Here is a 14,678-nt window from a genome sequence, read left to right on the forward strand (position 1 = left end):
TTTCTGGATAGAACCAAAGATAAAATGGCGTTTACTTCGATCCCGTATTTCACTCGATCTAAGTTGTGATTTTTCGATTAATAGGTTTTTTATTTCTCCAAGATAAACTGAATTCTTTTTAGTGACAGAGAAGTAGATTATTTTTCTAACATCATCACGCTTTAGCAGATTTTTATCGTTAGTTACTTCGACGATCTCGTGAGGATTATAAATCGATTCTCCAATATGTAACAATTTATATAGAGAAAAATCAGAATTAACCATTTTCACTCTCCCGAAACCGATATTATTCTTCGCTCCCAGAAACCCATATTCCTGGATAAAATTCAATAAAGGGAATAGAATATTCTCAGCGATCTCTGTGCCCTCTGTGGAAAAAGAAATAGTGAATTTGCCTTCAAAATATTTTTCCGGAAGATACCAGTTCTTCCCGTCAACTATTTTCCTTTTACTTGGAGGAATCCATCTAATCTCGTCTTTTGAAGAATTAATCGTCTCGATCCCGATCTTACTTTTCCAGCCGGTACATCCAAAATAGCGAGCGGTCGGGGATAACTGCAAATGCTCACAGATTTCAACATCCGTTACTTCCGGTTTACTTTCAATAAAATCCTGATACTTTTTATAATTGAATTCTGTCTGGGAGTATTTTGGACCATTGAACTTCCCCGAGAAATGGCAGATTACATCGAACCAGAAGCGTAGCGATCCCATGATGCTGGCGGGTTTGATTTCGGTCATTTTCATATCCACGCCGCCGGTATAGAGCGGTGTAATGGTTTGAAAAGTCACTTCTTTTTTAATCACTTAACCTCCTCGTTCATTTTCTAAAGCGGATTGGGGATAATAATTGGACGCTGATCTTATATGATTGCTTATGATATTTATTTTTGGCTTTCTTTTCATAACTAATCGGCTTTTTTCTACGTCTTATTTATTTTCCTGTTTAAAATACGGCTATTCCCATCTTTCCTTCAGCAACCATTTCCAAACAGGAATTACATCGACTCGTGTATCTTTATCCGAAAATTCCTCCTGTTGGTTATAGGTTAAAATTGTCCCACATTCAACGCCAATTTGTCGACAACCAGACAGCAGTCCTTTTATTTCACGATTCCGGCTCGACTCATTGAGTTCATAACATACCTGATAGGCAGCGGATTCCCGTCCATATTCATAAATAATGAAGTCACACTCGTTCTGATTTTTATAGTAAAATGTATAGGAATGGCGTCGATTCAATTCACCCAGCACGACATTTTCCAGCAAATCACCTTTGTTCGGACTAAATTGAAAAGCCAAATCACAAATAAATCCGTTATCACAAATGTAGGTTTTCTTTTGCGAAAGAAGCTGTTTTCGTTCGGAGAATTCGAACTTCTGGAGCGAGTACACAAAAAGCGAAGATTCCAGAAATCCAATAAATTCCCGAATCTTATTCCGATCCATTTCCAGCATCGTACCAATTTTATTCAAATTACTAATATTACCGCAGTGACCAATCAGATATAATCCCAACTTTCGGAGAGTCGCACTCTGACGAATATTGAATCGCGGAATAATATCTTTAAATATGATCGTGTCGTAGGTACCAAGTAAAATAGTTCGGACCGTGTCGATATTAGATGATGTCAATGCCTCAGGCATTCCGCCATGTTGCAGGTATGTATCGAAATGATGCAGTATTGTTTCCTCGTTAAGTGTCCATTCTTCTTTACGTCCCGGATTGTATCCTTGAAAATCCAGATATTCTGTAAAGGAGAAAGGCGTCAATCGCCGTTCGATTACGCGTCCGGTCAGGTGAGTTGCAAATTCCGACGACATGAGTTGACTATTCGATCCGGTGATGAAAAATTTAATTTTCCCTTTGTTAAGATCATATTGATATTTGATCCAGATTTCCCATTTATCGAGTGCCTGAATTTCATCAAAGAATAGGAATATCCGTCCCTGTGGATTACGTAAACGTCGATATTCACTGAGAAATTTGTCTAAGATTTCCTGAGTGTTCATTCCGGAAAACAACGCCTGCTCCACATTCACGAATAACAGATTATCGTTCGGCACACCAACTTCATTCAGTCGGGACATAATTTGCTTCATCAGGAAGCTCTTCCCACAACGCCTAACACCTGAAATCGCTATGATATGATCGACCTCGAACTCAGATTCGATACGGGATAGCAACTCCCGACGAATTCCTATGCTCGGAATTTTCCCAAACCATTGCGGATTTTGTTCGCTTAAAAATCTCTCAAACATAATTATTGCTCCCCATACACAGCAATAATATACCAATATCGCTGTACATACCAAGCATTATTTCTGGTAAGTACTGGAAATTATTGGACACAGATTGACATTGATTTAGATTTTCAGACACAGAATTTTTATAATAAAATATGAAGAGAATATTTATTGTAGACGCAGATTCGTTATGATTCATTATGAAAAGAGTTCTTATTTCAGACACTGATCTCATATGATTACTAATGAAAATTATTTTAATTTCTCTGTTCATAATTAATCGGTATTTTTCAGCGTCTTATTTATTTTCCTGTTCATAATTAATCAGCGTCTTAAAATATCCTTACACATAGCACAACTCGTAATAGGCGCATTTGAGGCAGGCTTTGGTTTTACGGGCCGGCGGAACCGGAGCATTGACGAGCTGTTCGATACGCGCGGTTATTTCTGCCAATTCATCGCAGTCGGCATCGGTCAATTCAACCGCGACCGTTTTCTTCAGTTTCGGGTAGTCGAGCTGTCCGCTAAAGCCTTCAATGCCCTTACTCTTCAGTACCCAGAGATAGAATTTCAGTTGCCAGAGGTGGGCTTTCTCCATCCGGTCGGATTTCTTGACTTCGTGAATAACCTTCGCCTTAACATCGGCAAAGTCTAAGACGATGTTGTTGCCAATGCGGATTTCCTTCTGCTCGCGTTCGTAACTGTTTTCGTGGATGACCTTGCCAAGTTTCACTAAGTCGGACTCCTGTTCGCAGACGATCTGGTGGTGAAAGAACCAAAGCTGTCTTTTACAAAAATGGTAATACTCGACATGAGTACCAGAAATTTTCTCTAAGAACTCATTCTGCATATCAGAAAAATTGGTCAATCTCCAACTCCTTAAATTCATCCATCAGACCAATATCTTCGCTATATCTATTCTGAATGATCGTGACAAAATGGTCAAACGCTTCATCATTTTTCCAAATGGGAATCCGCATATGTACAATCCGAGATGGATTTTCATTTTTAAACTTCATATATATGCCCTTATGAATGGTCATGCAGAAATTCTCCGCTTTTATGAAGTCGTAATTCTCAACTAACCTTTTGTATTCCGGTAGAAACTGGGCCGGAAGCACTTCTATACCATCGAATTTCTCGTAGAACTCTTCTTCTTTCTCCTTATGAAATGAAAATGGTTGCAAGGATTTTAACGATTGTTCAAAAGCTGTTTTGATGAATTGGAATTCATTCTCCTGTTCGGGTTCTCTGCCCGGATAAACCTGGTCTAACAGATATTGAATATCCGATTCTTTCAAATAATCTATTTCTTTGAGCTTTTCTATAGTGCGTTTGACAATTAGAGTAGGATATATCCGAAAATCATCTTTTCCGCCTTCGGTACAGATAAATACAGGACATGGTGGTTTTGTGGCTTTCCGATTAACACGACCAAATCGTTGAAGCAGGGCATCCAATGGAGCCGGTTCGGTGAATAAGACATCGTAATCAATATCCAGACTGACTTCAATTGCTTGTGTACCGATAAGAACTTTCGTGTTGGAATCGAGTGCTCCCTTTTCTTTTTTCATTCGGTCAGATCGGTTAAACCTGCCGTGCAGTAGCGTTATCTGATCCTTCGTTAATTTCCCCTTTTCAAAGACGAGCGAATACATTAATTGAGATTGAGCAACCGTGTTACAGACGACCATGACCCGTTGATTTGATTCCAGATGATTGCTGATTTTTTCCAGTTGATCTTGAATGGCGCCTTTTACGATTGATATTCGATGACGATTCAACCGACTGAGTAAATCCGCATCGGCTTTGATGATGGTTTTTACTCGTAATACTTCAGCGATTTCGCGTATCATAAAAGTCGGAAGCGTCGCCGTCATTACCAGAACAGAACATTTCAGAAATTCCGTCATTACCTTCAACATGACAATAATTTGTGCGAATGTGACCGTATCATAGGCATGGATTTCGTCGAAGATAATTTTAGCGCCCGACAATTCGACTAAGCCCATTTCAAATCCTTTGACTCCATAGAAGTACTTCATGATTTGAAAAGGCGTGATGATTTCCAGCGGTTGTATCATACGTCGATACTGCTCAACCAAGGTCTTTATCCGTTCATACTGCCTTGATGCATTTCTATTTGAGGTATCCTCTAAATATGCGGCAAGATACTGTGACAGTCTGCCGTGTTGAATTCCAACGATTTCCGTGCTGTATTCTACGCTATCTTTTTCCATGTCTTTTGTTAATCGTCTGTGCATCGCATTGATCGAAGCGGTATATGGCAAGACATAGAATGCTCGTCCGTTTATGATTTTGATTTGCTTTCTAAGCCAACCGATAGATGATTCCGTCTTTCCGGTTCCGGTCGGGGCAATCAGAATGCAATTCCCTTCAGAATTAAAACAGGTCTTTTGATGCGAAAATAAGTCTGAGCCTTTTTGAGTTAGATTCACACGAAGATTGTCTAAAAACTGGAAATGAGTATCGTTTAGTTGGTTGATTTTCCTGACTCCACCGGATGCATAATGATCGCAAATTTTCAGCGATCCCCACATGAGCAGGTTTTGCCAGTATTCACTATTTTGATTATCAATATCCGGGAAATTTCGAGCGATTTCTAAAAATGGATGAGTCAGTTCATGGTACACGATTTTGTTTGATAAATCAATATCGTAGAAACCGTTCTGCTTGGATTTATTTCGAAAATCATTAAAAAAATGCGTTAAGGAATCAGCCGCCATACAATGTCTCAAATTTTCGGTAAAATCTTCCGGATGATACTTCAATTTTCCAGTCCAGACATTATGAAACTCAAAATCAATCGTTTCCTGTGATTTATACCTATCAAAAAGAGTCTTAAAATCTTTATGATGACCGAGAATCGCACGTTTTACTAAAAGACTGTACTCAACAGGTAAATTCATTTTGTCAACATAAGGTATTGAATAGAGTTCGTGACGTTGATTCTCCCATGAATTTTCCTGTGACTTTAAAACCTTCTGAAATTCAGAGTGTATTTTACCAAGATCATGGAAAAAGACTGCGACAAAAAGGATTTTCCAGAAATCGGGAAGTCGAGTAATTTCCGGAAGGGCAGGTAAGGTGGCTCCCAATTCCCGCCAAATCACCAGACAATCTTCAATGTGTTGATTGAGAGTCGTTCCATCTGACTTGGCTAAAATTTTACCATAACTATCACACTCAGTCAATCATGAACCCTTATGCTTTACTATATTTTCAATTATCATCCTTATTAATCGACAAAAAAGTGATGTTCTTCCGCTTTGTCGCAACTGCTTTTTTCGCGGCGGTTTTTCTTTTCCTTTTAAGTGCAGCTTTTTTACCGGCGTCCTTCATTCTTTTTGACCACCTTACTATTTTCGGCCTGTCTCGCATTGTCATAAGTGTATCGACTGAAATCAAATCGAGATCAAACATTTTGTGACAATTTGGACATAGAATAACAAGGTTATTAATATTGTTGTTCAGTCTATCTCCGTCAATATGGGCAACTTCTAAAACGGAAGGTATTCCAAAACCACAGTGGGCGCAGATCGGCTCATACGTTTCAAAAGCAATCTTGCGATAATTGATATTACTGATTAGACCCATGGAATTATCCAGTATTAAATATGACCAGGTGAAAAACTATTAATTAAGACTTTACCACTTAATACTCCTGCCAATAAACGTCCCAATTCTTATCCTTATCTTCAAAACCAAGCGCAGCTATAGGATTATTTTGACGATAATTAGGTTCCAGCAGATAATATGGCTGAGTACCGACATTACGTCTCGGAATCGTGTCCGTAAAATATACGGGCAATGCCTGAATCATAGCCGGTATCTGATATTTATCAAATGGAATTACCGTACCTTTCAGATTTAAAAGCAAATCCTTTCCTTTGATTTCCAATTCGTCTCTGGCTTCAATCGTAGCCAAGTCTCCAGAGCGTCCTAAAAGCAGTGGAAAATACGGTTTTTCAAACGCCGAATTAATTTCCTCCCGATCTGTGTATAGAAAAAGATTTGCATCGAAGAGAAATTCACGTTTGATTACGTTCGATTTGATTTGAGTAAGTGACCGACCCATTTGATAAATAGTTTCCAGATCGACTGTCTTACTTTTTGCCTGAAAGACAAATCCTATTTTTTCTAATGACGGTACAAATGGCTTGCCCATCGCCGACGAAATGATTCCGATTACTGTCGAAACAGGCGGAACCGGTAGAGTCGGTTGAAAACCGCTGATCATATTCGGATAGCGAAAAGAAGCCGTCCAACTCGAAATATGAATTCGGAAGACTTTCATAGTATCATTCCACAGTGATAGTGCTAACAAATTTATCTATCATTTCATTAACCGGACCGTACTCGACCAGAGGATTTTCAGCGGCAAGGGGTTTAAGTTTTTCGTCCAGTTCATCCATGAAACCCGCGCGTTTCCCGACATACACTTTTCCATCGAATTGATTTTTGTAATCTTTCAGTACTTCCTTCAACGCTTCAACGGAAAAAATGGCTTTCCCGTGATCTTCCTTTGCCAGATGAGAAAACGGATGATTTCCGCTATTGAATTTGGTTAGAACAACAATCTTGGGTGTCAGATCTGCCATGTTTGTCGCTTGTTTCGCCCCACCGGAAAGAGTTTTTAATGCAAGGATCGTATCCTTAACCCTCTTTTCCCGAACATCTTTCGGCAGACGGATTAATTTCATCGGATTTCCGGCTTTGTCTTTTGCGATAGGATCGTCTATTTCAACTGCGCCTTTTTCCTTCGCCTCCTTTTTTAGGTCATTGTTGATGTTCATAAATCCGCTTCGATTAATCATTGAGAAAGTGCCGACACTATCCAGATCGATGGAAAACATGCCTTTCATGACCGCACAGTATTCGTCAATACCATAAGGAACCGCATCGCCATCCTGACGGGTCATCGAAGCCCAATTCTGAACAATTGGGTTGTAAGCGATTGCAATTAGTGCAGAATTTTTCAGTGGAGAAACACGGGTTAATGTAACATCTTCTTTGAGGGGATTTCCCTTCTTATCCATTACGATTTCACCGTTTTCGTCTTTTACTTCTGCTTTAGCGGCACGCATATAACCAAAAACATCGTCATCGGGATATACCGCGGGATTTGCTTTTGTGAAAGCGATTTTCTTTTCGCGTTCAACAGGAGACATCTCCCACTTATACGACTTTGCCAATTCATTACGCCACCAATACCGCCAGGCTTGACCAGAGACATACGGATATTCGCGTCCCTCTTTCCGGATCTTTTTGGTCATCACGGCATTTTCCAAATTCGTCGATTTGTCGCCACCGGCATTGTTCAATGCCACGACATCGACATCAATTAAGACATACCCTTGGATCGTTTTCATCATTTCCTCCTAAGCTCCTTCGTTTGTTTCTTCTGCTGTTTCAGCAATATCTGAAGTATCAACTACATCCTGCCGATTGATATTTTCATCATGCAGACGTTCATAGAGATAAATCAACATCAAATCCCGAACTTCTCCCCAGAATTGCCCATCCGGGAAAAGATAATCGACGTAATCTTGCAATCTGACGACGGGCTCAGCTGCACCGCTCTTGTAATTCTCCTTAATTATTCTCAGTAGTACCGACCGTAGCTGATACGCTTTCCCGGCTCCTTCAAGCATCACCAGATATTTCTTATAGGTGTGCTCTTTCTGTGCCAGGTCGAAAACAACGTTTGCGACCTTTTTAATCAGGTCAATTTGCTCTTGTCTCATACCTAAAACCTCCTTTATATAATAAATTGCCATAGTAATCTGAGAATGTTTTTTATTATGAATGTATACGTCTCTATAAAATTTCCTCAATAAACCTAAAATTGAATCGTCATTTAGTAGTCTCTCAAATACGTCGTTCGGATTATTTAGATAATCTCCTTCTGACATCGTCTGATTATCTTTTCCTGAAATCCATTGATCACCTGTGTAATCCCATGAGGATTTTTTTATGTGATAATGCCTTTGGACAAAAATTGACCAATCCGAATGACAATATCGAATTACTTTATTGAGAAACGAAAAAACTGGATTGGGCAATCTGTAAATCTCACAATTGGGAGAAGCACCAAAATTTGTAAAATGATATAGTTGCAAGTAATCAGTGAATAAGTCATCATTAACTTCGGTAATAATATCCGATGCAATTTTAAAAAGAGCATTTTTTGGACTTCCATATTCGGATTTAATGATCCCTTCAGAGTTATTCTTACCAATTTTATCCAAGTTTTCCTTGACTGTTTTATGTACCCAATAATTTTGTGATCTTTGATTATTAGTTTGTAACAGAGCTAACATATTTCCAATTTGGATTACAATAAGAGGTAAGAAAAAAAGTTTGATAGAACAATCTTTACAAATGAGCAATCCTTCTTCATGGGAATGGTAGAAATTGACAAATGGTTCTGATCCTGAAAGACAGAATTGTTCTCTTCCTGCTTTAAGAAGTATTCCCGATTTTCCACAGATGCGGCAGTGTTGAATTTCATCTTTTGCATACGATATGGGTGTATCTTTATAGTATTCCCTTACAGCAATAATTGCTTTATTCTTTTTTTCTTGTGAACCTCTTCTTGTATTGTGTGTTATGTTTGAGTTTAATTGGACAGAATCGATCTTATTGTCCCATTTATAAATAAAGATATTTGCCATATCATCAATCAGCTCGGCAACTGTTTTTTGGGGATAGAAATCAATAAGGTACTTTAAGGCCTCGCCACCCGCATCCACAAAAGGGTCGCCGGTTGGTTTAAAAGAAATATTAACGTTCGTCATATTTACCTCGTCTTCTTTCATGTAATTCAATCAATCTACCTCTTATTCATTATAATGGAAATCCCGGATTGTCATTGGATCGAGATTTTTCAGGCAATCGGTTTGGATTAATTCCATACTTTTAGACGCTGATCTTTTATTATTCCTTATGAATAGTATTTTTATGTCTTCTTTCATACATAATCAGCCATACATAATCAGCGTTTCTCAGCGTCTATTTCCTTTCATAATCAATCAGCGTTTTTCAGCGTCTGCTTTAATTATCTCCGCACAACCGAAGCCGTCGGAATTCTTCTCGCCGAAGCCGCAGGTATAGCCGGTTTGAATCAGTTCCGGTTTGGCTTTGATGGTAAAGGGCGCTTCGAAGGCTTTGATTTTAATATCATCTTTGAAGTGAATCAGTTTGCTGATTTGACCCTGCTTGCGGATGATGTAATCCATGTCGAATGCAAATTCAAATTTTTTCGATGGTTTAACGGTTTTGCCAGACAGTACTTTGTACTTGCGAATCAGGTTTTGTTTAATGTTTTCTTCAAATTTGATGCGCTCTTCGGGTTGCAGGTAGTCGAGGAAATGTTGTTCGCGCTTTCCGAAAGGCGTCGTTCGCGAGGTTGAAACCGTAATCGGCGAAAGACAGGTAAATGAGTGTGTTGAAATAAATACCGGTTCTATCAGTGATTCGACATGATCGACATGAAAGGCAATATTCTGTCCGAAGAAGTTCAGATTGATGATTTGATCGGAGAAGACGCCGAAAACCAGATGTTTGTAGCTGTCGGAGACGGGTGTTGAGAAAATGAATTCGATTTCATTGATTCCGTCAAAGCCATTACGGTTCATAGAGTATGGGAAGAAATGAAGTTTTGAGAATGTGAAGAGTTTGAATATTTTGACGATGCGGTTTTGATCGGTCGGTTTTGCGGTAGTGGATTTTTTAGTGGTATCTTCGAGTCGGAAGCCGGAATTATGCAGGAATTGGGCATAGTCACCGGATGATTTTGAGATCAGATTATAGATCGCCGCACTTAACTGGTATTGATAATTAAACGGAATAAAAACCGGTTTTACCGACGACGCATTGATTTTTAGTCTCATCGAATATTCCTTAAAAAGTCATTAAAAGAAACTCAAGTTCTGGGAAAAAGCGGATTGCTGGCACAAATAAGTAAAAAATCAATTACAGGTAATATTAATCATCCGATCTTTATGTATCAAGGAATTTTTTTATCCGTCTAAAAAAAAATTTATTTTGCATCATACAAGCAAACAAATACTCATTTTTTAGCAACATTATTTTATTCAAAACCTGAATTCGGAAAGATGGGAATGATCCGATGTCTTGAACGACTCCTGCCCCAACCTATTTGAAAATATTCGGCTATTTCTTGAAAAAATCATCAGACAGCGTCTGCATGTAAGCTTTTCCATATTCGGTAGCGCTATCGACTTGAGTTCCGGCTTTGAAAATAGCGCGCTTTTTATCGTTGCCGTAAACTACTTTTGCCGACTTAGTGATAAATCCGAATCCATTATTAAATGTATAGAATGCGAAATCGCGGTTTTTCGGATTTAAAATGTCTTTGCTGAACCGGTAATTTTCCGAAGAAAGACCGATCTGCGCCATCAGTGTCGCGGGAATGTCGATCTGTGAAGAATAGGAATCGATCCGCAAGCCGGTCTTTTTCAGAGCGCCGCCGAGCCAGAGCATCGGGACTTTGAATTTTTCGATGGAATGATTCGGCGACTTGCCGGGATGACGAATTCCGTGATCGGCGGTAATAATGATCAACGTATGATTCCACCACTTCGCTTTTTTTGCGCGGGAGATGAATTCGCCGAGACATTTGTCGGCATAATACGCGGAATTCAAATATTTCGTTTCGCTGTTGTCGCCCGGAAAGACGGCCTGCATCGGCACATCGAACGGCTCGTGACTGCTGAGCGTGAACAAAGTTGAAAAGAACGGTTGATTCATCCCGTCAAGATCATTTGCGAAGCGGTCGAACATGATATGGTCGTGCACGCCCCACTTGGCGTTAAAGGTCGATGCGTCGAAATCATCCATCGTGACCATTCGATCAACGCCGCTCAAGACAAAATAGGAGTTAAGATTGGCAAAATCAATCTCGCCGCCGTAATAAAATGCGGTAGCATAACCGGCATTTTTCAAGTCGCGAATCAGATTGGGAAGTTTTTGAGTTTTGTTGGCATACTTGACGATAGAATTTTGCGGTTGAGCCGGATAGCCGCTCAGCACACAAACGATTCCTTTGTCACTGCGATCGCCGTTGGCGAAGAAATTCGTAAACAGAACGCCTTCGGAAGCTAATCGGTTAAAATTCGGCGTTATCCCGGGTTTTCCGCCGAGCGGTTCAACGATCTTGGCGGTAAAACTTTCCATCAGAATCAGAATGATGTTCGGCTTCTGAAGTTTTAACACGCTGACCGGCTTTCCCGGTTTCGCCTGAATTTCAGCAAAAAGAGAATCAGCCCGCGCAGTCGGCATATAACGATACTGTTTTGTTAACCTGTCCTTTTTTGTCAATGAATAGACGGCGTTCCAATTCACGTTGATCGCCGCATGATTAGCAAACATATTTTCATGGAAATAAACCGAACCGACGTTGAGCGGCGCGATGCCAAGCCCGCCGCGCATTGGAATGACGAGCAAAACCGTCAGGATCAGAAAACTAACCGGACAGACAAGATAATCCGGGCGAAACTTTTTGATCGTCGGCGCGATCACTCGTCGATAAAGAATCCAGAACAACACAAATAAAACGATTCCGATTAAAATCGGCAGAAAGAAATCACCAAAAGTCACGGAAGCGAACGCTTCTTTGGGCGTGTTTAAATAGATCAGCGGCGTGATGTCGAGCCGGAATCCCCAATATCGATAAAGTCTCGCGTCGATGCCCGCAATCAGGATCATCAGGATCAGCATGACAACCGTGTAAATTTTGGAAAATATGGTAAAGACGGGTTTTCTAGTCCACGAAGTCCCGATAATAAATAAGAATGGCAGAACCAGCAGATAAGCCGTCACCGACAAATCCATTTTCATGCCATGCCATTGGACGGCGAGCAAATCGGCGAATGAAAGTCCGGCAGTCTCATTCAGATTGAAGAGAAAGAAAATCATTCGGGCGACGAAGAAGAGTGTCATCCAGAATAAAACAGTCAGTGCGGTGTAGATCAGTCGGTTTTTCATATTCGCGATATAAATAAAAGCGGACAAATTTACGGAATTACGGGATTAAAACCAGCAATCGAAATGAGAACGTTTGCCAATACCGTACAAAGTCGATACGAAGGATTTGCCTGCTTTTTGATTAATCATTATATTTAGCATACGCCGAAGGCGGTTGAAATTTAACAGGAGGTAATTTTTCTTATGCCGATAATGCAGAAACTCAGAGACCAGACCCACATTATTCTATGGGGTTTGCTGATCCTATTTTTACTCAGCATGACAGTAGGCGGACTCGTCGGAGGCGCCGATATTCTCGAACTGTTTTCCAATTCTTCCCGGATGCAGAATACCGCGGGGATCGTTGACGGCGAAAAACTCGAGGCCATCCAGTTTTCCAAAATGCTCGATAGTCAACTGACGCAATATCGCGAAGCCGATCAGGACATCGACGACGCCACCATGAATCGCATTTCCGAGCAGGTTTGGAACCAATACGTCCATGAAATTTTAGTCGGAAAAGAAATTAAAAAATTCGGACTTCAGGCATCGGACAAGGAAATCTATGCGTATTTAGTCGATAATCCGCCTCAGTTTTTGATGCAAAACGAGGCGTTCATGACCGACGGCCAATTCGATTACCAAAAATATCTCCAGATTTTGCAAAACCCGCAAGGCAACGAATGGCTCGGCGTCGAAGAATACATCCGCAACTACCTGCCTTTCGAGAAAATCCGTAGTCTTATCACGAATCTCGCCATGACGACGGATGAAGAAGTCAAGGAAGAATATTTGACCAATAACCAGAAATATACGATTGAAGCGGCGATCATCCCGATGGACGTTCTCGGCAACGAACCGATTCCAGTGGAAGAAAAGGAAATCCGCGCCTATTACTCCGAACATAAGAAAGACTATTTTATCGATGAAAAACGCGAACTTGAATATGTGACTTTCGATGTCAAGGCAACGTTAGCCGATTCTCAGGCCGTTTACCAGACAATCGTTGGATTGAAAAACAGGATCAACGGCGGAGAAGCGTTCGAGACCATAGCGGCAGAATTCACCGAAGATCCGAGCGGGAAACAAAACGGCGGCGAACTTGGCTGGATCAGCAAAGGTCAGATGGTTCCCGCATTCGATCGCGCAGCTTTTTCTGCTGGAAGAGGTCAGATGATCGGTCCGATTTTGACTAATTTCGGCTATCACTTGATTAAAGTTGAAGATCGGCGCGTCGAAGCCGGAGAGCCGCAGATCAAAGCCAAACATATTTTATTGAAGATCAAACCGGGTCCGGAGACTTCCGAAAGTCAGCGTTCCACGGCTAATGTATTCGCATACGACGCCAATGAATTCGGTTTTGCCGCCGCCGCAGACAGCCACAACGTTAAAATTCAAAAAACGCCGTTATTTGGAAAAGAAGATCGCATGATTCCGGGAATCGGCGTACTTCCCAGCGCAACGAAATTCGCTTTCAGCGACAAACCGGTCGGCACACTTTCCGAACTGCTGAACATGGATAACGGGTATGTCCTTCTGCGTCTTTCTGCCGTTCAGGAAAAATCCTATACGCCTGTCGAAAAAGTCACTGAGCAAATTCGCGCCTCGATTCTTCAGAAAAAGAAAATCGAGAAATTAGCCGAGTTCGCTCAAGATTTCTACACGAAGATTGACAAGACGAAGAGTCTCGCCGAAACCGCTAAACTCAATCCGGCGATTCAGTTCAGCAATCTGCCGGATGTTACGCTTTCTGCCATGCTTCCCGGCATCGGACGCTCACCAAAGGTAATTGGAATGTTACGCGCATTGCAAGCCGGACAAATGTCCAAACCGATTGAAATCGGAACGCGCATGGCAATTCTTAAAGTCGTAGCCATAACGCCTTTCAATCAGACAGATTTCGACGCCCAAAAGGCGACGCTTAGAACCAATTTGAACAACCGCAAGCAAATGTCGATTTACAACGACTGGGTCAACGAACTTAAAGCGAGCGTGAAGATCGTCGATAACCGCGCAAATATGTATTATTGATCGATCCTTCGTAACCATCAGAAAAAGTCCGGCAATCCCGGACTTTTTTTATACTGAAAGACATCCTGTCCTTTACCACCCGAGAACGAATGGTTCAAAAAAGCGTCAACGCCAATCTAACATTTGTTAAAAAATTTCGGTAATTTCTATCCGATGAAAATAGGTCGTTGTGATATTGAACCATTGAAAGATAACCGAACCAGCAAGATCGGAAATGGGTTGCCTCAATTTTTAAGTGGATGGACATGGAATTACTGACATTAGGATTTTTGTTTTTACTCAATGGATTTTTTGCGCTTTCTGAAATTGCGTTGGTTTCCAGCAAGAGAACCCGACTTGAACAATCTAAAATCGAAGGAAGCAAAGGCGCCGGCGTCGCTCTCCGTTTG

13 protein-coding genes are annotated in these 14,678 nt (G+C 40.8%); 2 read left to right on the plus strand and 11 right to left on the minus strand.

Annotated elements, in window-relative coordinates; genetic code table 11:
* The 11 genes from cmr1 to COT43_03405 all read right to left on the minus strand — a co-directional run.
* Positions 1-807: type III-B CRISPR module RAMP protein Cmr1 (cmr1, locus tag COT43_03355; protein ID PIS29651.1), on the minus strand; the 807-nt coding region annotated here is incomplete at its 3' end.
* Positions 808-957: 150 nt separating this feature from the next.
* Positions 958-2,262, minus strand: coding sequence for a hypothetical protein (locus COT43_03360; protein ID PIS29652.1), 1,305 nt, complete (start codon positions 2,260-2,262; stop codon positions 958-960).
* Complete coding sequence (locus COT43_03365) at positions 2,255-2,521, minus strand: hypothetical protein (GenBank protein PIS29653.1); 267 nt, start codon at positions 2,519-2,521, stop codon at positions 2,255-2,257. The genes COT43_03360 and COT43_03365 overlap by 8 nt, the downstream gene beginning before the upstream one ends.
* Positions 2,522-2,590: 69 nt before the next feature.
* The gene (cas4, locus tag COT43_03370) at positions 2,591-3,136 is read right to left on the minus strand and encodes a CRISPR-associated protein Cas4 (GenBank protein ID PIS29654.1); all 546 of its coding nucleotides are present in this window, start codon (positions 3,134-3,136) and stop codon (positions 2,591-2,593) included.
* Positions 3,099-5,462 carry a hypothetical protein gene (locus COT43_03375; GenBank protein ID PIS29655.1) on the minus strand — a complete coding sequence of 788 codons (2,364 nt, stop codon included), beginning with the start codon at positions 5,460-5,462 and terminating at the stop codon, positions 3,099-3,101. The genes cas4 and COT43_03375 overlap by 38 nt, the downstream gene beginning before the upstream one ends.
* 28 nt (positions 5,463-5,490) lie before the next feature.
* Positions 5,491-5,865 (minus strand): hypothetical protein, encoded by a 375-nt coding sequence (locus tag COT43_03380; GenBank protein ID PIS29656.1) that lies wholly within the window; start codon positions 5,863-5,865, stop codon positions 5,491-5,493.
* Positions 5,866-5,923: 58 nt separating this feature from the next.
* Positions 5,924-6,565 (minus strand): type I-B CRISPR-associated protein Cas5, encoded by a 642-nt coding sequence (gene cas5b / locus COT43_03385; protein ID PIS29657.1) that lies wholly within the window; start codon positions 6,563-6,565, stop codon positions 5,924-5,926.
* 4 nt (positions 6,566-6,569) lie between these two features.
* A complete protein-coding gene (locus COT43_03390; GenBank protein ID PIS29658.1) occupies positions 6,570-7,640 on the minus strand; it encodes a type I-B CRISPR-associated protein Cas7/Cst2/DevR in 1,071 nt (356 codons plus the stop codon).
* A gap of 9 nt (positions 7,641-7,649) precedes the next feature.
* Positions 7,650-9,089 (minus strand): type I-B CRISPR-associated protein Cas8b1/Cst1, encoded by a 1,440-nt coding sequence (cas8a1, locus tag COT43_03395; GenBank protein PIS29659.1) that lies wholly within the window; start codon positions 9,087-9,089, stop codon positions 7,650-7,652.
* A 213-nt stretch (positions 9,090-9,302) separates the two neighbouring features.
* Positions 9,303-10,163: a CRISPR-associated endoribonuclease Cas6 gene (gene cas6 / locus COT43_03400; protein ID PIS29660.1), complete on the minus strand. Its 861-nt coding sequence runs from the start codon at positions 10,161-10,163 to the stop codon at positions 9,303-9,305.
* A gap of 283 nt (positions 10,164-10,446) precedes the next feature.
* Positions 10,447-12,306, minus strand: a complete 1,860-nt coding sequence (locus COT43_03405; GenBank protein PIS29661.1) for a sulfatase — start codon at positions 12,304-12,306, stop codon at positions 10,447-10,449.
* A 156-nt stretch (positions 12,307-12,462) separates the two neighbouring features.
* On the opposite strand from COT43_03405, the gene COT43_03410 reads away from it, so the two are divergent.
* Both COT43_03410 and COT43_03415 read left to right on the plus strand, forming a co-directional pair.
* Positions 12,463-14,289 (plus strand): hypothetical protein, encoded by a 1,827-nt coding sequence (locus tag COT43_03410; GenBank protein ID PIS29662.1) that lies wholly within the window; start codon positions 12,463-12,465, stop codon positions 14,287-14,289.
* 245 nt (positions 14,290-14,534) lie between these two features.
* A partial coding sequence (locus COT43_03415; protein PIS29663.1) for a hypothetical protein occupies positions 14,535-14,678 on the plus strand: 144 nt, incomplete at its 3' end.

Source organism: Candidatus Marinimicrobia bacterium CG08_land_8_20_14_0_20_45_22 (assembly GCA_002774355.1).
In the GTDB taxonomy this organism is placed as follows: domain Bacteria; phylum Fidelibacterota; class UBA2242; order UBA2242; family UBA2242; genus 0-14-0-20-45-22.

Coding starts and splice junctions, on each gene's coding strand:
- COT43_03410 (PIS29662.1), top strand. CDS start 12,463: ATGCCGATAATGCAGAAACTCAGAGACCAGACCCACATTATTCTATGG.
- COT43_03360 (PIS29652.1), bottom strand. CDS start 2,262: ATGTTTGAGAGATTTTTAAGCGAACAAAATCCGCAATGGTTTGGGAAA.
- COT43_03390 (PIS29658.1), bottom strand. CDS start 7,640: ATGAAAACGATCCAAGGGTATGTCTTAATTGATGTCGATGTCGTGGCA.
- cas5b (PIS29657.1), bottom strand. CDS start 6,565: ATGAAAGTCTTCCGAATTCATATTTCGAGTTGGACGGCTTCTTTTCGC.
- COT43_03365 (PIS29653.1), bottom strand. CDS start 2,521: ATGAACAGAGAAATTAAAATAATTTTCATTAGTAATCATATGAGATCA.
- cas8a1 (PIS29659.1), bottom strand. CDS start 9,089: ATGAAAGAAGACGAGGTAAATATGACGAACGTTAATATTTCTTTTAAA.
- cas4 (PIS29654.1), bottom strand. CDS start 3,136: ATGAATTTAAGGAGTTGGAGATTGACCAATTTTTCTGATATGCAGAAT.
- COT43_03380 (PIS29656.1), bottom strand. CDS start 5,865: ATGGGTCTAATCAGTAATATCAATTATCGCAAGATTGCTTTTGAAACG.
- cas6 (PIS29660.1), bottom strand. CDS start 10,163: ATGAGACTAAAAATCAATGCGTCGTCGGTAAAACCGGTTTTTATTCCG.